A 21683-nucleotide genomic window follows, 5' to 3' on the forward strand; every position below is an offset into this window, starting at 1 on the left:
TCCAGAATCCTATTTTCTCTAGATGTTGTTCTATATATCAAGTTAAATAAGCCGAGCAAAGAGCGCTCGTCTACACCCCTCAAAGTGAATGAAAAGAATCGGGCACTCCGTTTAGGCGTCGAGGCGCCTACCTCCCTATTTCATTCACTTCAAGGGGTTGAGTCAGGGTTCTTGTCACGAATTTTTCGTAGTTCCCCTATAAAATCAAAGTCTTTAGGAACAAGTGGCGATTCAAAGTAGACAGGCGCATTATGTTGCCCGTCTATCATGACGAAACCACCACCGATCTCATTTACACTCTTATACTTCATATCAACTGAACCAAATAACATTTTTCTTCCTTCATCAGTCATATTCCCTAATCCAATGCGTACCCCGAACTGATCTCTAAGGTTACCAGCTAGTATATTGGCATCTGGCCTTTGCATAATCATACAGATCTCGATTCCACTTTGACGTCCTTTCAATATGAGAGAAGTTAAATAACTATTAATTTCCTTCAATGTTTTAGGTGAACTTACAGATGATAGGGCGGCATACTCATCTATCACTACAACTAAAGGTTTCATACCTGAGAAGTCTTTCCATGTCTTACCGAATGAATTTTCATCCGTAAACAATTTTCTATAACGTTTTTCCATTTCATCGCTTGCTTCACGCAATAATTTCGCAATCTCATTTTCGGTAGTAGCTGTATGTTCTTTATTAACTAACCTACCAATCAAAGCAAGATCAGCAGACTTTGGATCAGCAACAAATAATTCTGCACCTTTACGAAGGTAATCCAAAATCAGTGTATTTACTAAGTAAGTTTTCCCTGAACCAGTACCTCCAACAATTAGTGCATGTGGTGGCTTTCCAAGCTCCCAGTTAATTTTTGATGTTAGTTGTATAACGTCACTATTTAGAAGAGTTAACGATTCATTTCCAAAAACAATTCGTTGATCATTCACGAGTTCAAATACATAATCACAATATTGAATATCGTCGTATTTTTTATATAATTCTAATCCAAATAATGCGCTAAGCAGCGTGTCATATGAATTAGCCTTATCAGAAAATTTGTCAGCTTTCTTCCACGCTCTAATAATTAATTCATCATCAGTCACCATGTACAAGAAATAAGCAGAGTTAACCACTATTTTTTCTCTTCTTGGATTGCCATTTTGGTTAGCACCGACTTCACGAGTTTCTTCTTCATATAATTTATTCGCTGATATAAATCGCTTTAGTTTATTAAAAGGAGAAAGATTAAATTCTCTTTTAGATACAATCCACTTTTTGATTATCTGAACTAAAGCAAAGAAGAAGAGAAGTAGAAGAAGTGTTTGTAAACCACCAGTTAATAGACTATCAAGAAATATTGTAATCAACACTAATAAACAAATAGAGAATAGTAGGCTTGATAATCTATACCGAAAGGGAATTTTTGAGAAATAACTTACTTGAACAAAATCGTTTCCTCTCACTTTTTATCCTTCCTTTACGATAGTGCATTTTTCTGCTTTCGCCGAAAGTTGTATCCAATTATTAGAAACATAAGGTGTTATTTCAAGATTTTCAAATTGCACTAATGTATTGTCTGGAACTTCTGTTTTTTCAGTGTCAAAAAGAGGGCGGGCTTCCTCAACTTTAATAGAAATCTTTTCGAATTTTCGTTCTAGGCAAACGATTGTATAGTTATAATGTGTAATCCTATCTGTTCTCTCATATTGCCCATTGTCTTTTTTTAGACGTTCATATGCAGGCTTAACATCTACAAGTAATAGTTTCGTTCCTAACGTGTCCATATTATTAATTACGGGTCTGATTGCCATGTTTTAATGTCCTCTTTTCTGATTTTCATTTTCTGTTACTGCGTTCTGATTCCAACTTGTTGAGAATCCAGCCACTACTTTCACTAAATATTCATATGTGAAGCCACGAGGACTAGGATAAGCATGATCTGCTACTGTTTTTAACTTAAGAAATAAGATAGAGTCTTTGGGCATTTTGTCTTTCACAGATGTTATAGCAATCGGATCTTTTGCTAACTCGGAAAAAGTTTTATGATCTACACGAAAGTTATTATTTATTAAAAAGTCGATAGCATCTGCACTAAACTCAAATGGTTGAATCTGTTCGAGTGACTTGATATTATCCTCTGCCCATAGATACCAATTGTTAAGAATTTTTTTGGCTGTAATTTCAGCTATATTACTACCCATTACTTGTTTAAGCTCCCTAACAAAAGCATAAAACGAGCTATCATATTCAACACCTTTCATAATGTCCCAATTCTTTCTTTGAAAGTATTTAATCCTTGATTTGTCCATAAAAGGTATTCCATGAAGGTTATGTTCTGCTTGTCGAATGATTTGTATCATTTCTTGTGCTCTCATATAAATCGCTCCTAATAAATATTAATTAGCAAAAATCAGCTTGTTATTGCCTTTAATAAAAACTAATTCAACAATTTTGAGTTACCACCTCCTAAAATTTCAAAACTTGTTGTAGAACAACTATACAATATAAAAGGAGAATGCCATATATAATATGACATAATTATTAATTATTTGTGGTTACTTCAGAAAGGTAAGCATAGACAACTAATTTAATTACAAAACTAAGTTTTAAAGGTCTCTTGCCGATTCTTTCACGATCTAATGTCATGAATCTTTTTCGGTATTCTTCTAAACCTTCCATAACATCAATATCCATATAAAGTCGAGGCGTTACCGAAGAGGTGTTTTGAATTAAATTTTTAGCTCGTGATAAGCTTTCCAATTCCCTTAACTTTTCTAACCACTGTGCATTAGATAAATTTTTTGTATTTCTATATGCCTCTTCTATAACGCTCCCATTTGAAACTTTTAAAACAACATTAAATGAAACGCCGTTTAATTTATCTTTGTGTCGCTCGAATAAATCATCCTCTAAACGCGTTACTAATCCATCTTTAATATCAGATTGTAAAAGAATCTCTCTTCGTTCTATTAGTTGATCGATCCAATCTTTTGCTTCTGCAGATAAGCGTACTGTTTTATACTCTCTAACCATAAAGAAAAGAATCTTCCTTTCAAATAAATTGTGAAGTTGTCTTAACACATAATATCATCTCTGCAAACGATTTGCAAACAACAGTAATAAAATCTTATTTCAGGAATCAGCTTTAAACAGTCCAAAAGCTATTAATACAAGTGTTTAGCTTTAAATGAATTTGTAAAATCATTGAGTGGGAGTAGTGCATATTTATAATTGTGTGTTGAGGCGAGTGTTAATCTATTGCAAATAGTTTTGCAATTCTCCACTAGTCAATTATATCTCTTGATATCCATCTTGATAAAAAACTTTTAAAGACACTTTCTCATTTGGGAGGTGTCTTTATTTATTGGTATCATAGTTTTTTTATGGGAGCTAATAAAAGTAACATAAGATCCGCTCATGCATTCTGTGTCTGATAATGAAAAAAATTAGGTATTTATATTTGATAGTTCAAAATCTATATTATTGAAAACATAATAAAATTTTCCTGATAAATAGTACCATTTTTTTGAAAATCCTGATATCATATAAATAAGAGAGAGGATATCAGGAGGAGCGCAATGATTGAAATTGACAACGGGGGAGCCATCGCACTAAAAGGATTTAACTATCAAAAAGCTTCCATCATACTTGTAATGATTCATAATTTTGAAAAAGATAATTTTATAGTCATACCTGAATCGCAAGAAGATTTTGAAATTCATCTTGGACAAGATACTTATTTTATACAAGTGAAAGGAACAAAAAAACTTTCCATAGGTAAGTTGAAGTCAAGGCCTAGCGGAAAAGCTTCAATCATAGAGAAAAATCTTTCTCCTGGTAATGTTGGAGATATAAGGAAAATATTTCTCTGGGATATAGCGGAGTTAACAAAAAACGAATTGATAAGCCAAGAAGGAACGCTTATTCCTATGAAACACAGCCTTTCATTGAAACAAAAGACAGAGATTATAAATACTCTTGATTTAGATGAAGAACAGAAAAATAGAATGAACAATCAATATATATATATAACCCCTTTTCCAAACGATATAAATTTGGCTTTAACATTTTTAAAAGGAGAAATGGTTAATGAAAACTTGCTGGTTTCTAACGATCGAGCTAAATTAGTTTTAGGAGAACTATCATTGGAAATAGATCGTAAAAGTGAAATAGTAGTTTCTACTGAAAGTGATGTAGAAAGGAAAAAAATCGACGGGAATTATCTTAAGCAGGTATTCATTAATATTAAGCAAAAAGAGATGTTTGATGAAATTTTAGATAATCTCTCTATCAACACAATTATGAAAAAAAAAGTAAAGAAGGAGAAATTAAGAATACCACTCTTGTATCAAAATATTAAAGAGCAAACGAAGCAAAAGGCAGATATTAATTTACTTATGAGGGAGAATGATGAGGGTGCTATTAACTATCTCAGAGATCTATTGGTAGAGATAGTGCCAGATATGAAGCCTACAGAACTATCTATTGCTTTAGCAATAGACTGTTTTTGTGAGTTGGGAGAATAAAATCTATGATAATAATTGCTTTTTCTATTCTTGATTTTAAAAATAAAGAAGCACAAAATTTTGACTTTAAAGCTGGGACTAATCTAATTGTTAGTAAAGGAAATACCAAAGGTAAATCAAGTCTTTTAAAATCAATGTATTATACATTAGGATTTAATGTGCATCAATTTCCTAGTAACTGGAACATAAATTTTATGTATTTCCAAATAGAAGTCTTAATAAATAATGTTAAATATAATATAACTAGACAAAAAAATATTTTTAGAGTAAGTGATGTAGAAGTACCTTTGAATGTAAAAGAGTATTCAGAGTGGCTTCAACATAAACTTGAGATTAAAATGCAGTTAGCTAATACTCATACTAAGCACTTATACGAGGCATATTCTTCGGCAGTAATTTTACCATTTTACATAGATCAAGACGATTCTTGGGATGGCGGAATTTATAGAAATGTAACTAATACTCTGAATCAATATACTCGCATACCGGCAGATATTTTCAAAAGTGTTTTTAATCTCTCCAATTACGAACTTCTGGAGTTGCAAAATTCGCTTACTAATTATAGTAAAGAAAAGAATACGGTAGTGTCTACAATAAAGAGTTTATTAAATGTTTTGGAAGATTATAGACATGAAAACGCAGATGTCCCTACTGTTTCAAAAATTGATAAAATAGCCTTAAATAAAGATATCGATCGCTACTTGCAGATGCAAAATGAATTAAATGAACAAATAGTAAAATATAAAATGAAGCTATTAAACAAGCAAGAAATGTTGGATTTACAAAAGCAAGAATTGTCTGAATTAGAGCAGCTTTTAAAAATGAACAAAAAGAGATATAACTCTATTGAAACAGAATGTCAATATTGTCATTCTAAATTAACAAAAGAACAATCTTTAACAAGACTTGATTTATCGAATAATTATTTTGAAATATCGCTTTTGAAAGAGGAAATAGAAAAAGAAGTAGTAAAATTGACTAATGAAATTATAATATTCGAATCACAACAAAATTCTATTGAATCTAAAATTGATGAAATTCATCGTAGGATTCAAAATTCTAAAGATCTACTTACGATTGATGATTATGTAAAAGCAACTGCTAAAAAAGAAGCATCAAATGAATTGGAAAGTTTAGTTGATAAACAAGTTCTTTCTAAATATAATTTAGAAGAAAAAATTAAAGTATTAAGAAGGGAAATTAATAAACTGAAGAAAGAGAAAGAAAGTTTAAGAGAGATTATTGAGCGAGATTACACTGATTTGGTATTTGAAATAAAAAAAGTGTTGAATGATTTAAATGATACAAAGCTGGATTTATCTGAATTAAATCTGGATGAACTTAAATTTCTTGAATTTAAGAAAATATCGGGGAGTGGTATGGATAAAAATAAAAAATTTTTAGCTTACTATTTAATTTATTTTAGTTTGTTGAGAAAGTATAGCTCTTATATAATTCCCTTTTGTATGGATTCGTTTATTAAAAATGAAATTACGGGTGAGACTGCAAAAAAGATGTTTGAAGCAATAGAAAAATATTTTTTTGACACTAATCAGTCTTTCTTTTCAATCGTTTCTGAAAACCTTAAACATTTAGAGTTTGTAGATAGTTACAATAAGATTAATGTTGAGGGTAAGCTGTTGGTTAGAGATAAATATGATGAGATTGCTTTGAAATTCAAATTTGATAGTTAAAATTATTAAAGGGCCTTGAATGACATTTGATAGTTCAAACTTTCAAATGCCTGAAGAGAAAAATGATTATCCGAAAGAAATTAACTCATATAGAATTATGCACTTAATATTCTTAATTTTTTAGTAGAATACTCAATCCTTTGATTTTTTTGGAATATAATAACATTTTTCATCAGAAAACAACAAGGGGAAAAGCCAATTTCTTTACAGTAGGAGTTGGCTTTATTGTGCAGAAACTAAATTAAATATTATATGTTTTTTCGATCTTAACCATATGAAAGGATAAATAAACAAAGAGTTGATTGACTTCGTTCTTCGCTTCATAGATTGAGGAGTTGATTCAACTTTCCATTCTTTATCTTCTCCACAACACCACCGCAAGAACAAGCAAAATGACACATTGAATTGACAGTAAAAGCATTTGCAATTCCACAGATGTTTGCCCATTTGTCATTTGATCCACGATATTATGCACTGCGTGCCATATGATGACCCAATGCAGGCTGTTTGTGAGTGCCACAATTTCAGCTGCAACGAATCCAAATAAGAAGGCGAATAGGATTTGAGCAACGGTTAAGGTGAGGCTTTTTCCACTTAAAAGATTCGCAGCATGACCAAGTCCGAATAGTACGGCGGAGCCCCATATGGCAGTGTTCAAGTTGATTTGTTTTAAATATTGAAACAGAATGCCTCGAAAGATTCCTTCTTCAAAAAGACCGACACACACCATGAAGAAACAAAGTGCTAGAAAGGAAGAAACAGTTAAATCCTTGTTGAATCCAGCAATAAACGGAATGGCCTCGATGATAAGGATCGGAAATATCCACATACCAAGAGACCCTTTTCGAAAACCTATTTCTTTCAAGTGAAAACGACTTTTTTGAATAATGAATAGAAGTAAAAGACATCCAGCTAGCATGGCACAACCATTGATGAGATAGATGGTCATCGGGTCGGTTACTTCTTTAATGGATAAATAGACACCTGCACTTGTTGGAATGATTAAAGAAAAGAGCAGTAGAAGTACTGATTTTCGAATGATTGTGATTGGTTTCATGTGTTGATTCCTCCTCTAACGTCAGAGTAGTGGAATCATGCAGAGGTCGCAATGAAATCTTCCTAACATGTCAATTTTTAGCCCTAAGATGCGCTTTAAGATGTTGTTCGTTTCTTTCGCTGCTGTAAAAGGTCGTTGATTTCCTCAGCGGTTGCTTGATCTTTTTTATACAATAGGTACTTGATCACAAAGAATAATGCCATAACCACAAGGAAATTCACGATAAACGAAAGGAGACTGATTTCAGCGCTGACGATGATGATGGTGGTCATAATCATACACATCACAAGGACGATATATAGAATTTGTTGAAAAAGAATCCGTTGATGGCTGTACGTTTGTTTTGGGTATAGCAAGAAGGTCAGGGCGCTTGAAAAAAAGGAACTGAACATGATGGCTTGTAAAATATAGATGGGCATCGTTCCAAACGTGAAACAGTAAATCAACACGAGTGCAGTAAAGATCATACAAAATGTGATCAAAAGATTTGTGATATAACGTTTCATCCTGTTCACTTCCTTCGTAACCCAAGTTTCTCTTTTAATGATTGGATATAAAAACGTGAAATCATCACCTTTTCCTCATTTGTAAGCTTTGCTTCAAAACGACCGCTTGTTTTAGGAGAAATAGCGGCAATAGAATCGATATTCAGAATCATCGATTTTGAAATCCTGACATAATCGTGCGCTTCAAGCTGTTTTTCAAGTTCAAATAACTTTTCCTTTAAGAGAAACACTCCATCTGACGTATACAAGAACGATCTTTTATCAACGCTTTCTATATATAAAATGTCGTGATAATAGACCTTTTTCACTCTTTCTTTCGTTGGTTCTTGTGCTAAGAAATAGGGAGCTGACTGCTCCACTTGCTGGACAAGTTTTTCAATCGCTGGATTCAGCTCATAAATGTGAAAAGAAACATACTCTGGTTTTGGCTTTTGGATGAAATGAATATCCGTTTTCATTTGTTTCTCCTCTGTTTAATAGGATTTTTCGTAATCTCTCTTCAAAATTGAATACATATACACATCATCGAATCCCTTCTGACCCAATTCATACTCTCTTAATAAACCCTCTTGTACAAAATGTATCTTCTCCAATAATTGAACAGAAGACGTATTTGCTGGATCAATGATGGCTTCAATCCGATTCAAGTTCATCTCCTGAAATCCATACCGCAACACCGCAGTAATCGCTTCCTTCATGATGCCTTTTCTCCAATGATCATGGTGTAATTCATAGCCAATTTCCGTACGGCGGTGCTGTTTTTCTAGATTGAGAAAGCCGCAGCTACCGATGATGGCTGGATTTTCTTTTAGAGATATTCCCCAGCGGATGCCTGTTTGTTCTTTGAAGATATTGTCATACCACTTGATTTCACCTTTTGTGTCTTCGATGGATTCATGTGCATCAATGCCCATGTAGCGGCAGACAGTTTCATTGGATAAATAGATGTGCATATCCTCAGCATCTGCGATCGTTGCTTGTTTTAAGATCAGTCTTTCGGTCTGTATCGTTGGAAATGATTGTGGAAATATCAGTTTATGTCTAGTCATATGTATCTCCTATAGTTTATTTTATTTAAATTATACCTGTATTGGTACAATTTGTGGAATGCTCTGATATAATATGAATTTATCATTGGGGTAATCATGTACATTCGAATTTTACTTTAAAAAAAGAGGATAAAAGAAATGGGCATTTTTCTGATCATGATTTGTATCATGATGATCACCGTATCTTTCATGATTTATTTATTTGAAAAGGGAGCCTTTCGTTCTAAGGTGTTAGTGATAATAGGTTCTGTTTTAGGTGGAGCCATACTAGTTGTCTGGATAGCTATGTTTTTTAATTTTCACTCTATCACTTTAACAGATGAATCGATAGGTCATTTTAAGATCGGTCAAACATTTAAGGGAGATCATCATTTTGTTGAGAATTCTCAATTCTCTCAGCAAAAACAGACGGTCTACATGGAAAAAGAAAATGAAGATTTTGTCGTATCAGTTGATCAACATCATCGAGTAACATCTATTTACAATCAGTCAACTCAAAAAGGTTTCAAACATCTAAGGGTGTTACAATTGGGGCAGATTATTCATCTGTGATACAAATGTATGGAAATCAATTCAAGCAGCTTTGGTTTGTCGAAGGGTATAGCAAAGGTATACAATACCAAGATCAATCAAATGACATCATTTTGGAGTTCTTTTTCAATGACGAGACACTAGCACTCATTGAACTTCGCAGTAAGCGGGAGTGAAATAGTAGAAAGTAAAAACGAGCATTCTATTGAAGTGCTCGTCTTTATGTTGTTTTTTCATAACATGCCTTACAATAAAAAACCCCTTCATTCCTTAGCCAAGCCTTCACTTCTGTCATCCCTCGTCTCTTTGGATAGACCAGCTTAACGTACACTTCTTCGTTACCTTCTATTTTTTTCTGACAGCTAGCACACGTGGGTTCTTCAAATAAAAACAATCAATATCCTCCTTTTTGTGGATATTTCTTCCATTATATCAAAAGTTCAATACGATCTTTGCGGCCTATCCTTCACTTTCTCTATTTTTGTCCGACATATGCTAAGTAAAAGAAATTTCTGTTTGTTGAAACCGTTTGAGAGAAACCTTGCTCTAACAGGTGTAGGAGGTGTGGATGAGATGAAGCAAGTGCGTCTAATTAAAAAAGCACAAAAAGGGAATGTCCTGGCATTTGAGAAATTAATGCTGATGTATCAAGAGCGTTTATATAAAACGGCTTTTCTCTACACAAGAAATAAAGAGGATTCGTTAGATGCTGTTCAGGAGACGGTCATTAAAGCGTTTAAGCATTTATCTGGCTTAAAAGAACCAGCCTATTTTTCTACATGGCTGACTCGAATTTTAATTCATACGATTTTTGCGATGAAGAAAAAGCAGCATGATGTTGTTCCGTTTGAACAGCATCATGAAAGCGTTGAGCAACATGATTTTTTGGAAGACAAGCTCGATTTAAAAAATGCACTAGATGTGTTAGATGAGCAATATCAGCTCGTGATTCAGCTATTTTATTTTCAAGATTATTCGATTTCAATGATTTCTGAACAGATGGGTGTGCCCGAAGGAACGGTCAAAACTCATTTGTATCGAGCAAGAAAGTTATTAAAGCAAACGTTGGAGAAGGAGGAGAGTGTCGATGGAACGAAAAGAAATGAAAAAGCTTTATGAAGAGATTGATGTACCAAAAGTTGAATTGACCTCTGCAATTCGTCAAGCAATGGGAGATGTGAAAGCGGAAAAGAAAAGACGTTGGTTCACATGGAATTGGAGAACGCCAATATATTCTGCCATCGTACTAATCGTTCTTTATTTTTCATCAGGCTTCCTTTTTCCTTCTCTTAATACAGCGATGGCTCGAGTACCATTGGTTGGACAGTTATATATGATGTTTCATGATAAAGTAGGAATGTCTCTTTTTCAGAGTGAGTTGGTGAAGCATGTGAATGAGGGGGCTGAATCAAGAGGGGTTACTGTGAAAGTGAACAGTGTGTACTATGATGCCGGGCGGCTTGTTTATACGTTTACTGTGGAGAATTTGAATACAAAGGAAGATTCTGTACCATTCATCGTTAGCAACTTAGATCATATAAATGAAACTTTCCAACCGAGTTACGACAATCAGGGATTGAAAAAATTAAAGGATGGCCGATATGTTGGACAAATGGAAGTCTATACAAATGGACAGACAATTAAGCAAGGTCAAAAAGCCCCAATCGTCATTTCAAAAATTGGAGATATTGTAGGGAATTGGCGTTTTGAATTACCTGTAGTGAAGCAAAAAACCACACTATTAGCAGGACAAAAAGACGTGTCTATTTTAAATGGACGTTATCAAATAAGAAATGTAAAGGTAGAAAATGGAGTGAATGGCTCTGTTATTCAATATGCCATTGATTACAATGGTTTTGCCAAAGATGATAGAGTCAGTATAGATGGAATGAAGGATAATTTAGGGAATGAGTACGAGTTAGAATTAGGAACAAGGTTAGGAAGAAAACCACTTTCTCCTAAAAAAAATAGAGTCGATCATATAACCATTTTGAATCAGCCAATCAATCCAAAGGCGACTGAATTGACATTTGACACATCTGTGGATATCGAACGAGAATACAGCCACATCATTCCTCTCAAGACAAAGCTGCCTGTGCAGTTCGAAACAAAGCATCATGGAATTGGGATCAAAATCAATAAAATAGAGCAAAAAGGACGTTCTGTGATTGTTGATTATCAATTTACTGGAGTAGACCAGAAAGAATTAGATGAGGATGTGATGAAGAATATCGGTGAATTCATTGGATTAGGCGATGTTGAAAAGATGAAATCATGGCCCAATCCACAAGCAGACTATGAAAGCGGATATTACTTGAAGGGGAACCATGCGAAGATGACGAATTTAAAGACAGCTTCCATGCAATCCACCTTTGAATTTGATGATAAGAATTTAGAAACTTTATCATTAAAACATTTTTCTTTTAAAGAATATGGGCTTTACCTTGATTTGTCAGAACTGAATATGTTGGCACCACAGAAGGCGATAACGGTAACCATTCCAGTCAAAAAAGAAACATCAAAAGCTAGTCAATAAATAAGAAAGCGAACATGATTACACATGTTCGCTTTTTGTCTGCTTTTGAACCAGCTGATTGAACGAGTACCGAATCAACATCAACGCAACAAAACTGGCTAACCCGCCAATCCAACTTAAATTCGTTACATTTGTATATTGAATAATCAGACCACCCATTGACGAGCCGAGCATCATGCCGATATTCATAATCGCTGTATTAAAGCTCAGCACGGTTTCCGATGTTTCGGGTTTTAGGGAGATGAGATAAAATTGCTTCGCTGGTGTTGTTGTCCATGTGGCGGTGCCCCAAATGGCGAGCGTGATGAAGACGCCAACTACAGAAAATTGTGTAAAGGATAATGCAAAGAGCATGAGCATCTGAACCGTGATGCTGATTGAAATGGTTCGGTTTGGTCCCCATTGATCGACAGCGTATCCACCAAAGCGCGAGCCAATAAAAGCGGAGATGCCTAAGACAAGCAAGGCAATGCTTGTCAGTTCAAGTGTAAATCCGGATGTCTGCCGCAATAATGGTGAAATGTAAGCAAATACCATCGTGTAACCTAAAATCCAAAAGGCTGTCGTGGCTAAGCCGCTTAACACCCTACGGTCTTGAAGAATTTGCATTTGCTGTTTGAATGGCACATGGGAATGTCCCTCCATAGGCGGTAATAATCGATACAGAAGAAACAAGAGACAAGCGGTCCCTATTGCAATGATGAGAAAAATGGCATGCCAATCTACATATCCTGCTAAAAATGTTCCAATCGGTACACCGAGTACTAGTGAAACTGTAAATCCAGTGATCACCGTTGCCATCGCACTCCCCTTTTTTTCTGGCGGGGCGAGCTGCGCTGCATAATTTGTTGCGAGCACAATATATAAGCCGCCACTCATGGCCATGATGACTCGCGAGAGCATGAGCAGCATAAAGTGATGGCTAAAAAAGGCAAGCACATTACCTGCTATAAACATGGAAATCGCCGATAAAAGAACCTTTTTTCGATTCAATTTCGATGTGGCCATGACTAAAAAGAGGGCACCCACGGCATAAAAAAGAGAATAGATGGTGATGAGCTGTCCCGCAACCGGGATGGAGATGCGCAGATCGTCAGAAATGATGTCCAGTATGCCTGATACGACGAATTCTGAAGTACCTGTGACGAAAGAACCGACGGCTAAAAGAAATATGAGCAATGGATATGATGTACTTTTCATTTTGAACCCTTCCTTTATGTTGAAACGTTGTATTCATTTTAAATTCCGTGCTAACATAAGTAAAATTGATGTTTTTCATGAAAGGGATGAGTGAATACTCATGAGCTTTGTTCGATTCGAGACGATGGCTAAGGTGGTCGAGCTAGGCAGTTTTACCGCTGCAGCTGAAGCATTAAATATGACACAGTCTGCCGTGAGTCATGCGGTGGCAAGTTTAGAGACGGAGTGGGGTGTGTCTTTATTCGTGCGTGACCGAAAAAAGGGCATTACGCTGACAGACACCGGCGAAACCCTTCTTCCGCATATAAGAGAAGTGCTAAATCGAGTAGAGAAAATTCAACAGGAAATTGCGCTCACCAAAAATATTGAATCTGGCTTGATTCGGATTGGAACATTTGCCAGTGCATCCGCTTGTTTATTGCCAAAGCTACTTGTGAGCTATCAGAAAAAGCACCCAAAGATTGAATTTAAATTCTATGAGGGGACATATGAAGAAATATTGGAGTGGCTCGATTCTGGCATTATTGATGTTGGGTTTGTTGTAAAAGGTAAAGCGGATGAATCGTTTGATCTATTGCCACTTATGAAAGATAAAATGGTGGTCGCTTATCACGAAAATCATCGTTTTAAGCAGCAGCCAATTGTAGACATGGAAGAATTAGCGGACGAACCGTTTATTATGCCAACTGGCATGTATCAGTCCCATGTAGAGGATATTTTTGCAGAGGCGCAAATCAAGCCGTCTATTTTATTTGAAGTGCATGATTGTACGACCATTGCCCGCATGGTTGGGGAAGGACTTGGTGTGACGATAGGTCCTGAGTTATTCCTAAAAACGCAGCAACTTGTGAAGATCAGTCATCTGAATGTATCGCATCATCGTGAGGTGGCGCTTGCCTGTCCATCGCTCACGCAAGCTTCTCCTGCTGTGAAGGCATTTTTCGATGTAGCAGAAACGGTTTTTTCCAGAATTCAGTGATGGGTGTATAAAGAACTAGATGTGATTTTCCAAATTCGTGTAATAAGACGAATGAAGCGGACATTTCTTTGAAAAATGTTCGCTTTTTGTATTGTGTTTTAAAAATGAAGTTGGTACAATAGACACAGAAATCAAATAGATAGAAGTCGTATAATGGCGGGGATATGGCCCGCAAGTTTCTACCAAGCTACCGTAAATGGCTTGACTACGTCAATTCACACTCGTTTGATATAAATCATGCATTGTTCTTGTTTGATGTCACGGTCTGAATTCACATTGTAGTCAAGCGTCCCAAAAACTGTTGGGGCGTTTTTTATTTGACTTGTGAATGGGACAGACTAAAGCAAAAGGACATGAAGGGAGTCAGTTGGCTTTGAAACAGTTTTTTCAGTTTGATGAGTTAGGTACGAATTATCGCAGAGAGATCATCGGCGGTTTAACGACATTTTTGTCGATGGCTTACATCTTGTTTGTCAATCCGATCACACTTGCTTTAGTAGCAGTACCGGATTTTCCAGATAAATTACGAATTGATCAGGGGGCTGTTTTTACAGCTACAGCGTTAGCTTCTGCGGCAGGTTGTTTCCTCATGGGATTGATCGCCAGGTATCCGATTGCGATTGCACCAGGTATGGGACTGAATGCGTTCTTCGCTTTCTCGGTGGTTCTTGGTATGGGGATCTCATGGCAGGCAGCACTTTCCGGTGTGTTTGTGTCAGGATTGATTTTCGTTGCTCTTTCTTTAACAGGTTTCCGTGAAAAAATCATCAATGCCATTCCGGCTGAGCTGAAGCTGGCAGTTGGTGCAGGGATTGGTTTGTTCATTACATTCGTAGGTCTTCAAGGCTCTGGCATTATTGCCAATAACGATAATACGCTCGTTTCGATTGGAAACATTCATAGTGGTCCTGTCCTGTTGACGGTATTTGGAATCGTTGTGACTGTCATTTTAATGGTTCTTCGAGTGAATGCAGGTGTCTTCATTGGGATGCTTGTGACAGCCATTGCTGGAATGATCTTTGGTCTTGTGCCAGTTCCATCTCAAATTATCGGAAGCATTCCAAGTTTGTCTCCAACCTTTGGTCAAGCTTTGATTCACTTGCCAGACATCTTCTCCATTCAAATGCTTGTGGTTATTTTAACGTTCCTATTCGTTGGATTCTTTGATACAGCTGGTACACTTGTGGCTGTGGCAACGCAGGCTGGTTTAATGAAAAATAATGAGCTGCCTCGTGCAGGAAGAGCGCTTCTGGCGGATTCTTCTTCTATCGTCGTCGGTTCTGTTCTTGGAACATCAACGACGACGTCTTATGTTGAATCTAGTTCAGGTGTTGCTGCGGGTGCTCGCTCTGGTTTTGCAGCCGTCGTGACAGGTATTTTCTTCTTACTTGCGATGTTCTTCTCGCCACTATTATCTGTCGTGACATCGAATGTAACGGCACCTGCTTTAATCATTGTCGGTGCACTGATGGTAGCACCTCTTGCGAAGATCGCATGGGATCGTTTTGAAATTGCGGTACCGGCCTTCTTAACGATGATTATGATGCCACTCACATATAGTATTGCAACAGGGATTGCGATTGGTTTCATTTTCTACCCGATCACCATGATCTTTAAAGGAAAAGCAAAAGAAGTGCATCCAATTATGTACGGCCTGTTTGTCATCTTTATTCTATATTTTGCTTTTTTAAATCATTAATCATTTGTCTGAAACAGCAGCTCATGAAGGCTGCTGTTTTTTGTAGGGAAATTTTAAAAACATAGTTGACTTATAGGAATTATGTGTTTATGATAAAAAGACATAATTCGCTGATTGGATCACCAAAGGCGCTTTGATTTCCTTTTTTCTATAGAAGGGTTCAGAGTGCCTTTTTTCTTGCATTCATCATAACGGGAGGGGATGACTTGTCACGCTGGCTTAGGCAGGTGATTGAGCGGAAAAAGCAGGTATTGATTGAGCAGCTCCTTTTATGGGGGCATGAAGAAAAACATGAAGCGCTCATGCATTATACGATTCATGAGCTGGAAAATGAGGTTCTCTATTTAAAAGAGCGAAAGCAAAATTAGTGGGATGGGGGATGAGCGATGGATGAACAAAAGCTGAATTTTATTTTATCTGCCTTAAAAGGGATTGAATACGGGTCGGTGGTGATCACCATTCATAATGGACAAATTACACAAGTCGATACGACAGAAAAGACTCGTTTCCCCGCACACCAAGAGAATCTTCGGATTCAGAAAGCAAAGCAGGCGCGCTATCGTTCATGAAAAGTGATGAAAGATGATGAAAAGCTGATCCACTCATCAGCTTTTTTGTTTTGTCTTATTTTCTCTCCATTTAAAACCTCTACATTCTTTTATCCGTCTATTCGTATGAACGTCAAGGAATCTTGACTGAATAGAGAGACTCCGCTACTTTAATAGGAGTCATCCGGACAGGTCACCTGAGCCTGTGCGGATTGTCTGAGATAGGAGTTGATATGGGATGTTAGAGAAAGATCAAGAGCAGGTCACATCTGAAACGAAAAACGAAGAGCCATCAATAGATCAAGAAACAAGGCAGTCCCGCCTCAGCCGCAGTGCTGCAAAACGAGGAAGAACGGCTAAGCCAGCTGATGAAGAGGGTTCAGCCATTCAGCGCATCGCAAGAGGTGTTGGAGGTGCGTTTAAGCGCTACGGCTCATATGGGTTTGCGATGTTAAAATCACCGAGTCGTGCGATCCATCAAGCGGACACTTTACGCATGAAGTACGCCTGGATTTCAATTGTGTTATTCAGTGTGTTTTTTGCTTTAGGCAACTACGTTCAATTAAAGGCGTCAAAGACCCGTTTATTAGGTTTTGGTATTCATTATTCTTTTGGTGACGCCTTTTTAAAGGTAGCGGTCTTTACACTCATTTTGTTGACACTGATGATGCTGACGGTTTGGGTGCTCGGTAAGTACATGCTGAAAGGAAACATATCGCTGAAAGAAGTGATCATGAAGTTCGGTGCCGTGCTTGTGCCGGTTTTGGTTTTATCTATCCTTTGGCTTGTATTTGCCATGCTGAATATTCCATATGTAACGGTGATTTTATCCGTCATGATGTTTTTCGGTCTTCAGCTGATTGCCATTGTGCTCTTCCGCTCCATTCAATCAGAGCAAGAAGCTGTGCGGGGAGACTTGATGTATGCCGGCTGGGTCTTTTTGTTGATTGAGCTCGTCATCATTGCCCTTTTATGGGGCATTGTCGGAGAGTATTTGATCCCATCACTTGTTCCAGTTCGGTTTGGATAAAACACGTTTCAGCGTGTACTCGGTCTTTTTAAAATTCAAAGGCCTTCTATCACGCTGAAAAAAGACAAAGGGTTAAAATAAAGTATATTTTAGCCCTTTATCAACCATCTAAAGCCTCCTTTTGAAAAAGGAGGTTTTTCATGTTGAGAAGAGGAAAAAACGGGTAAACTCTTGGTAACAAAGACCACCCCTTGTTGTCGAAAGATATATGTGTTTTTCTCGCGCAAATTTGATTGTATCAAGGTTTGTTCTCTAGTAGAATATGGGGTGCTTTATTTGATTTTTAGTGCAGGGGGTTCGAATCGTGCTTCAACAACTTTTATCCAATGCGTTCACCATGGTTTTGATTATTTTAGTGATTAACATTGTTTATGTCTCTTTTTCCACTATGCGTTTAATTTTAACAATGAAAGGCAGAAGGTATGCAGCCGCTTTTGCTGGTACTGTCGAGATGCTGATTTATGTCATTGGTTTGAGTATCGTATTAGATAACTTAGATCAAGTACAAAATGTCATTGCGTATGCGCTAGGTTATGGAATTGGAATCATTGTCGGGATGAAAATTGAAGAGAAGCTGGCACTTGGCTACATTACTGTGAACGTGATTACAAAAGAAATCGATCTAGATCTCCCAAAACAATTGAGAGAAAAAGGATATGGCGTCACCAACTGGGTAGTAGGAGGTCTTGAAGGAGACCGGTCAGCGATGCAAATTTTAACACCGAGAAAATATGAACTGCAATTATATGAAACGATTAAAACGCTTGATTCAAAGGCGTTTATCATTTCGTATGAGCCCAAAACGATTCATGGCGGCTTCTGGGTGAAGGCTGTGAAGAAAAGGAGAATTAAAGAATGACCGCAAAACCAAAGAAAAAGAAATTCTACGTGGAAGACAACATGACGATTGATCAAGTGTTGTCCCAGATGGCGGAGGAAGGCTACTCACCTGTCCGACGAATGGAGGAGCCCATCTTTCAGGAAAAGAAGGAAAATGGGTCGATTCAGATCATTCCGATTGGGAAAAAAATCGTATTTGAGGGAAAAATACTCTAAATCCGAACATTAAAACGACGACTTCATAGATTGTTCGATAAATCCGTTGACATCATGAACATCCGTTGTTAAGATAAACATGAAATCAAAACACGAGCCTCATATAATCTTGGGAATATGGCCCATAAGTTTCTACCCAGTTACCGTAAATGACTGGACTATGCAGGATAGTGAACAAAACTGACATGGCGTTTTAAAAGCGAACAGCGCTTACCATGGCCCGGTTTGTGTTGCTTCCTAACAATGCAATACAAACCGGGCCTTTTTGTTCGGCGTTTGACAAGCTACTTAGGTTTGGGAAGCGTGTCAAACGATACAAAATCGAATAATAGCTTAAAGGTGGGGACAAAATGAAGCCGCTTGTAGGTGTCATCATGGGAAGTACATCTGATTGGGAAACAATGAAACATGCGTGCGATATCTTAGAGGAATTGAACATTCCGTATGAAAAACAGGTTGTATCCGCACATCGGACACCTGATTTGATGTTTGAATATGCGACTGAAGCAAGAGGTAAAGGACTCAAGGTCATTATTGCCGGTGCTGGAGGCGCAGCACATTTACCGGGGATGGTCGCAGCAAAAACGACACTGCCGGTCATTGGTGTGCCCGTACAATCAAAAGCATTAAACGGGCTGGATTCCTTATTATCCATCGTTCAAATGCCAGGCGGTGTACCTGTTGCCACAGTGGCAATTGGCAAAGCCGGTGCAACAAATGCAGGGCTTCTAGCCGCACAAATGATTTCAGCATTCGATGAAGCCGTTGCAGCACGCCTTGAAGAAAGAAGAGAGCAAACAAAACAAACTGTATTAGAAAGCAGTGATCAGCTTGGCTAAGCAGACCATTTTTCCAAACGCAACCATTGGTATCATCGGCGGCGGACAGCTTGGCAGATACATGGCCGTCAGTGCAAAGCAAATGGGTTACCGTGCAGCAGTTCTTGACCCCGTCACACATTCACCTTGTGGACAGGTTGCTGATACAGAAATCACAGCCGCATACAGTGACCTTAAAGCGATCAGGCAGCTGGCGGACATCAGTGATGTGGTCACATATGAATTTGAAAACATTGATTATGATGCACTCAATCAACTGAAGGAAGAGGCGTATTTACCGCAAGGAAGCGAACTCCTTCTTTTAACCCAAAACCGTGAAACGGAGAAAAAAGGGATTGTAGATGCAGGCTGTGAAGTCGCCCCTTATCGCATCGTTCATGATGAGAAGGAGCTGGAAGACGCAGTAAATGCGCTTGGTTTGCCAGCTGTGCTGAAAACATGCAGAGGTGGTTACGACGGTAAAGGACAGTACGTCATTAAAGAGAAGGATCAGCTTCATGAAGCTGTTGCACTTCTCACTCATGGGACATGTATTTTAGAAAGCTGGGTTCCTTTCCAAATGGAACTGTCCGTGATTGTGACGCGGTCTGTTCATGGAGAAATTGCGACATTCCCAGTCGCTGAGAACATTCATAAGCACAATATTTTATTCCAAAGCATCGTGCCTGCACGGGTAGATGGCAGCATTCAGGAGAAAGCAAAAGAACTGGCAACAACGCTTGCTGAAAAGCTAGGGCTAGTCGGTACGCTTGCTGTTGAACTGTTCTTGACAAATGAAGGGAAGCTGCTCGTCAATGAACTGGCACCGCGCCCGCATAACTCTGGACATTACACATTGGATTTATGTGAGACGAGTCAGTTTGAACAGCACATTCGCGCCATATGCGGTTTGCCTCTTGGCGGAACAGCTCTTTTATCAGAGGGCATGATGGTGAATTTGCTGGGCGATGAAGTGGACATCCCAAAAGAACATCCTGAGCTTCTAAAGGAAGCGAAGCTTTATCTATATGGCAAACATGAAGTAAAAGCCGGCCGTAAAATGGGGCATATGACATTTATGAAACAGCTTGATGATGAATGGATGGCAAACATCACAAAGATATGGACTGAAAGAGATGGAGGAAACGGGAAATGATCGAACGTTACGCACGACCAGAAATGTCAGCAATCTGGACAGAGGAAAACAAATTTAATGCATGGCTTGAAGTAGAAATTCTCGCTTGTGAAGCTTGGGCAGAACTTGGCATCATTCCGAAAGAAGACGTTGTGACAATGCGCAAGAATGCAAGCTTTGATATTGGACGTATTTTGGAGATTGAACAAGACACGCGCCACGACGTGGTTGCCTTTACGCGTGCTGTATCTGAATCTCTAGGAGAAGAAAGAAAGTGGGTTCATTACGGGTTAACATCTACAGACGTAGTGGATACGGCGCTTTCATATCTATTAAAACAGGCGAACGATATTTTGCTCAAGGACATTGAGAGATTTGTTGACATACTAAAAGAAAAAGCAAAAGAGCACAAATATACAGTCATGATGGGTCGTACGCACGGTGTACACGCTGAACCGACAACATTTGGCTTGAAGCTTGCTCTTTGGTACGAGGAAATGAAGCGTAACTTAGAACGTTTTAAACAAGCAAAAGCCGGCATCGAATACGGCAAAATCTCTGGTGCTGTTGGCACATATGCGAACATCGACCCGTTTGTTGAGCAATATGTATGTGAGAAACTTGGCATCAAAGCTGCACCAATTTCAACCCAAACCTTGCAGCGTGACCGTCATGCAGATTACATGGCAACCCTTGCTTTAGTGGCAACAAGCATTGAGAAATTTGCTGTTGAAATTCGTGGTCTTCAAAAGAGTGAAACACGTGAAGTAGAAGAATTCTTTGCAAAAGGACAAAAGGGATCATCAGCGATGCCGCATAAACGAAACCCAATCGGTTCTGAAAATATGACGGGAATTGCCCGCGTCATCCGTGGTTATATGCTGACTGCTTATGAAAATGTACCGCTTTGGCATGAGCGTGATATTTCTCATTCATCTGCTGAACGCATCATTTTACCAGATGCAACGATTGCACTGAACTATATGCTGAACCGTTTCTCTAATATTGTGAAGAACTTGACGGTCTTCCCTGAGAATATGAAACGCAACATGGACCGCACACTTGGCTTGATCTACTCTCAGCGCGTTCTTCTTGCACTTATTGATACAGGTATGGCACGTGAAGAAGCATATGACACGGTTCAGCCAAAGGCGATGGAAGCTTGGGAAAAACAAGTACCATTCCGTTCATTAGTAGAAGCAGAAGAGAAAATCACCTCACGCTTAACACCTGAACAAATCGCTGACTGCTTCGATTACAACTATCACTTGAAAAATGTCGATATGATTTTCGAACGTCTAGGTCTTGCGTAA

Annotated in this window: 26 protein-coding genes and 2 riboswitches; of the genes, 16 read left to right on the plus strand and 10 right to left on the minus strand. The window is 37.9% G+C overall.

The features are described 5' to 3' along the window. Positions 1-149: 149 nt before the first annotated feature. The 4 genes from NST15_RS03140 to NST15_RS03155 form a co-directional block, all read right to left on the minus strand. Positions 150-1469, minus strand: coding sequence for an FtsK/SpoIIIE domain-containing protein (locus NST15_RS03140; protein WP_342498847.1), 1320 nt, complete (start codon positions 1467-1469; stop codon positions 150-152). Between the two features lie 3 nt (positions 1470-1472). After that, a complete protein-coding gene (locus tag NST15_RS03145; RefSeq protein ID WP_047946412.1) occupies positions 1473-1817 on the minus strand; it encodes a hypothetical protein in 345 nt (114 codons plus the stop codon). Positions 1818-1820: 3 nt separating this feature from the next. Continuing rightward, on the minus strand, positions 1821-2381 hold the full coding sequence (locus tag NST15_RS03150) for a hypothetical protein (protein ID WP_342498848.1): 561 nt from the start codon (positions 2379-2381) through the stop codon (positions 1821-1823). Between the two features lie 166 nt (positions 2382-2547). Further along, positions 2548-3039 (minus strand): hypothetical protein, encoded by a 492-nt coding sequence (locus NST15_RS03155; protein ID WP_342498849.1) that lies wholly within the window; start codon positions 3037-3039, stop codon positions 2548-2550. Positions 3040-3584: 545 nt separating this feature from the next. On the opposite strand from NST15_RS03155, the gene lmuA reads away from it, so the two are divergent. Both lmuA and lmuB read left to right on the plus strand, forming a co-directional pair. Then, positions 3585-4532, plus strand: a complete 948-nt coding sequence (gene lmuA / locus NST15_RS03160) for a Lamassu anti-phage system protein LmuA (protein WP_056408235.1) — start codon at positions 3585-3587, stop codon at positions 4530-4532. A gap of 5 nt (positions 4533-4537) precedes the next feature. Continuing rightward, positions 4538-6226, plus strand: a complete 1689-nt coding sequence (gene lmuB / locus NST15_RS03165; protein ID WP_342498850.1) for a Lamassu anti-phage system protein LmuB — start codon at positions 4538-4540, stop codon at positions 6224-6226. 355 nt (positions 6227-6581) lie between these two features. Here lmuB and NST15_RS03170 read toward each other — a convergent pair whose 3' ends face one another. The 4 genes from NST15_RS03170 to NST15_RS03185 form a co-directional block, all read right to left on the minus strand. Beyond that, positions 6582-7283 (minus strand): CPBP family intramembrane glutamic endopeptidase, encoded by a 702-nt coding sequence (locus NST15_RS03170; RefSeq protein ID WP_058214255.1) that lies wholly within the window; start codon positions 7281-7283, stop codon positions 6582-6584. 95 nt (positions 7284-7378) lie between these two features. Then, positions 7379-7789: a hypothetical protein gene (locus NST15_RS03175; RefSeq protein ID WP_058214254.1), complete on the minus strand. Its 411-nt coding sequence runs from the start codon at positions 7787-7789 to the stop codon at positions 7379-7381. Positions 7790-7794: 5 nt separating this feature from the next. Next, the gene (locus NST15_RS03180) at positions 7795-8247 is read right to left on the minus strand and encodes a LytTR family DNA-binding domain-containing protein (protein ID WP_058214253.1); all 453 of its coding nucleotides are present in this window, start codon (positions 8245-8247) and stop codon (positions 7795-7797) included. 15 nt (positions 8248-8262) lie between these two features. Continuing rightward, entirely contained in the window at positions 8263-8838 is a 576-nt protein-coding gene (locus NST15_RS03185) for a GNAT family N-acetyltransferase (RefSeq protein ID WP_058214252.1), read from the minus strand. Between the two features lie 138 nt (positions 8839-8976). Here NST15_RS03185 and NST15_RS03190 point away from each other — a divergent pair, with 138 nt between their 5' ends. Both NST15_RS03190 and NST15_RS03195 read left to right on the plus strand, forming a co-directional pair. Then, positions 8977-9390 carry a hypothetical protein gene (locus tag NST15_RS03190; protein ID WP_227820680.1) on the plus strand — a complete coding sequence of 138 codons (414 nt, stop codon included), beginning with the start codon at positions 8977-8979 and terminating at the stop codon, positions 9388-9390. Continuing rightward, on the plus strand, positions 9387-9545 hold the full coding sequence (locus NST15_RS03195; RefSeq protein ID WP_342498851.1) for a hypothetical protein: 159 nt from the start codon (positions 9387-9389) through the stop codon (positions 9543-9545). The genes NST15_RS03190 and NST15_RS03195 overlap by 4 nt, the downstream gene beginning before the upstream one ends. A 44-nt stretch (positions 9546-9589) precedes the next feature. On the opposite strand, the gene NST15_RS03200 is transcribed toward NST15_RS03195, so the two are convergent. Beyond that, positions 9590-9763, minus strand: coding sequence for a hypothetical protein (locus NST15_RS03200; protein WP_050827016.1), 174 nt, complete (start codon positions 9761-9763; stop codon positions 9590-9592). A 179-nt stretch (positions 9764-9942) separates the two neighbouring features. Between NST15_RS03200 and NST15_RS03205 the strand changes: the two genes are divergently transcribed. Both NST15_RS03205 and NST15_RS03210 read left to right on the plus strand, forming a co-directional pair. Next, on the plus strand, positions 9943-10488 hold the full coding sequence (locus NST15_RS03205; RefSeq protein ID WP_058214251.1) for a sigma-70 family RNA polymerase sigma factor: 546 nt from the start codon (positions 9943-9945) through the stop codon (positions 10486-10488). Next, entirely contained in the window at positions 10457-11905 is a 1449-nt protein-coding gene (locus tag NST15_RS03210) for a DUF4179 domain-containing protein (protein ID WP_058214250.1), read from the plus strand. The genes NST15_RS03205 and NST15_RS03210 overlap by 32 nt, the downstream gene beginning before the upstream one ends. 18 nt (positions 11906-11923) lie before the next feature. Here NST15_RS03210 and NST15_RS03215 read toward each other — a convergent pair whose 3' ends face one another. After that, positions 11924-13105, minus strand: a complete 1182-nt coding sequence (locus NST15_RS03215; RefSeq protein WP_255233681.1) for an MFS transporter — start codon at positions 13103-13105, stop codon at positions 11924-11926. Positions 13106-13205: 100 nt separating this feature from the next. On the opposite strand from NST15_RS03215, the gene NST15_RS03220 reads away from it, so the two are divergent. The 10 genes from NST15_RS03220 to purB all read left to right on the plus strand — a co-directional run bounded on the left by NST15_RS03220 (position 13206) and on the right by purB (position 21683). Further along, the gene (locus NST15_RS03220) at positions 13206-14084 is read left to right on the plus strand and encodes a LysR family transcriptional regulator (RefSeq protein ID WP_255233682.1); all 879 of its coding nucleotides are present in this window, start codon (positions 13206-13208) and stop codon (positions 14082-14084) included. A 126-nt stretch (positions 14085-14210) separates the two neighbouring features. Next, a riboswitch (purine riboswitch) is annotated at positions 14211-14312 on the plus strand. A 145-nt stretch (positions 14313-14457) separates the two neighbouring features. Then, positions 14458-15783, plus strand: coding sequence for an NCS2 family permease (locus NST15_RS03225; RefSeq protein WP_255233683.1), 1326 nt, complete (start codon positions 14458-14460; stop codon positions 15781-15783). 206 nt (positions 15784-15989) lie between these two features. After that, a complete protein-coding gene (locus NST15_RS03230) occupies positions 15990-16151 on the plus strand; it encodes a hypothetical protein (RefSeq protein ID WP_008344307.1) in 162 nt (53 codons plus the stop codon). Positions 16152-16169: 18 nt separating this feature from the next. Further along, positions 16170-16352: a YezD family protein gene (locus tag NST15_RS03235; RefSeq protein ID WP_025206857.1), complete on the plus strand. Its 183-nt coding sequence runs from the start codon at positions 16170-16172 to the stop codon at positions 16350-16352. Between the two features lie 217 nt (positions 16353-16569). After that, entirely contained in the window at positions 16570-17361 is a 792-nt protein-coding gene (locus NST15_RS03240; RefSeq protein ID WP_057078371.1) for a hypothetical protein, read from the plus strand. A 304-nt stretch (positions 17362-17665) separates the two neighbouring features. Beyond that, positions 17666-18220 carry a DUF5698 domain-containing protein gene (locus tag NST15_RS03245; protein WP_008344300.1) on the plus strand — a complete coding sequence of 185 codons (555 nt, stop codon included), beginning with the start codon at positions 17666-17668 and terminating at the stop codon, positions 18218-18220. Next, entirely contained in the window at positions 18217-18417 is a 201-nt protein-coding gene (locus tag NST15_RS03250; RefSeq protein WP_008344299.1) for an NETI motif-containing protein, read from the plus strand. Before NST15_RS03245 ends, NST15_RS03250 begins: the two co-directional genes overlap by 4 nt. A gap of 79 nt (positions 18418-18496) precedes the next feature. After that, positions 18497-18598, plus strand: a riboswitch (purine riboswitch). Between the two features lie 169 nt (positions 18599-18767). After that, complete coding sequence (gene purE / locus NST15_RS03255) at positions 18768-19256, plus strand: 5-(carboxyamino)imidazole ribonucleotide mutase (protein WP_017359824.1); 489 nt, start codon at positions 18768-18770, stop codon at positions 19254-19256. Next, complete coding sequence (gene purK / locus NST15_RS03260) at positions 19249-20391, plus strand: 5-(carboxyamino)imidazole ribonucleotide synthase (RefSeq protein ID WP_255233684.1); 1143 nt, start codon at positions 19249-19251, stop codon at positions 20389-20391. The genes purE and purK overlap by 8 nt, the downstream gene beginning before the upstream one ends. Next, positions 20388-21683, plus strand: coding sequence for an adenylosuccinate lyase (gene purB, locus NST15_RS03265; RefSeq protein ID WP_008344295.1), 1296 nt, complete (start codon positions 20388-20390; stop codon positions 21681-21683). Before purK ends, purB begins: the two co-directional genes overlap by 4 nt.

Source organism: Bacillus sp. FSL R5-0820, from assembly GCF_038593385.1.
In the GTDB taxonomy this organism is placed as follows: Bacteria; Bacillota; Bacilli; order Bacillales; family Bacillaceae; genus Bacillus; species Bacillus altitudinis.

Bases quoted from the DNA above. Each gene is read 5' to 3' on its own strand.
- NST15_RS03145 (WP_047946412.1), bottom strand. From the start codon at position 1,817: ATGGCAATCAGACCCGTAATTAATAATATGGACACGTTAGGAACGAAA.
- NST15_RS03150 (WP_342498848.1), bottom strand. From the start codon at position 2,381: ATGAGAGCACAAGAAATGATACAAATCATTCGACAAGCAGAACATAAC.
- NST15_RS03155 (WP_342498849.1), bottom strand. From the start codon at position 3,039: ATGGTTAGAGAGTATAAAACAGTACGCTTATCTGCAGAAGCAAAAGAT.
- lmuA (WP_056408235.1), top strand. From the start codon at position 3,585: ATGATTGAAATTGACAACGGGGGAGCCATCGCACTAAAAGGATTTAAC.
- lmuB (WP_342498850.1), top strand. From the start codon at position 4,538: ATGATAATAATTGCTTTTTCTATTCTTGATTTTAAAAATAAAGAAGCA.
- NST15_RS03170 (WP_058214255.1), bottom strand. From the start codon at position 7,283: ATGAAACCAATCACAATCATTCGAAAATCAGTACTTCTACTGCTCTTT.
- NST15_RS03175 (WP_058214254.1), bottom strand. From the start codon at position 7,789: ATGAAACGTTATATCACAAATCTTTTGATCACATTTTGTATGATCTTT.
- NST15_RS03180 (WP_058214253.1), bottom strand. From the start codon at position 8,247: ATGAAAACGGATATTCATTTCATCCAAAAGCCAAAACCAGAGTATGTT.
- NST15_RS03185 (WP_058214252.1), bottom strand. From the start codon at position 8,838: ATGACTAGACATAAACTGATATTTCCACAATCATTTCCAACGATACAG.
- NST15_RS03190 (WP_227820680.1), top strand. From the start codon at position 8,977: ATGGGCATTTTTCTGATCATGATTTGTATCATGATGATCACCGTATCT.
- NST15_RS03205 (WP_058214251.1), top strand. From the start codon at position 9,943: ATGAAGCAAGTGCGTCTAATTAAAAAAGCACAAAAAGGGAATGTCCTG.
- NST15_RS03210 (WP_058214250.1), top strand. From the start codon at position 10,457: ATGGAACGAAAAGAAATGAAAAAGCTTTATGAAGAGATTGATGTACCA.
- NST15_RS03215 (WP_255233681.1), bottom strand. From the start codon at position 13,105: ATGAAAAGTACATCATATCCATTGCTCATATTTCTTTTAGCCGTCGGT.
- NST15_RS03220 (WP_255233682.1), top strand. From the start codon at position 13,206: ATGAGCTTTGTTCGATTCGAGACGATGGCTAAGGTGGTCGAGCTAGGC.
- NST15_RS03235 (WP_025206857.1), top strand. From the start codon at position 16,170: ATGGATGAACAAAAGCTGAATTTTATTTTATCTGCCTTAAAAGGGATT.
- NST15_RS03240 (WP_057078371.1), top strand. From the start codon at position 16,570: ATGTTAGAGAAAGATCAAGAGCAGGTCACATCTGAAACGAAAAACGAA.
- NST15_RS03250 (WP_008344299.1), top strand. From the start codon at position 18,217: ATGACCGCAAAACCAAAGAAAAAGAAATTCTACGTGGAAGACAACATG.
- purE (WP_017359824.1), top strand. From the start codon at position 18,768: ATGAAGCCGCTTGTAGGTGTCATCATGGGAAGTACATCTGATTGGGAA.
- purB (WP_008344295.1), top strand. From the start codon at position 20,388: ATGATCGAACGTTACGCACGACCAGAAATGTCAGCAATCTGGACAGAG.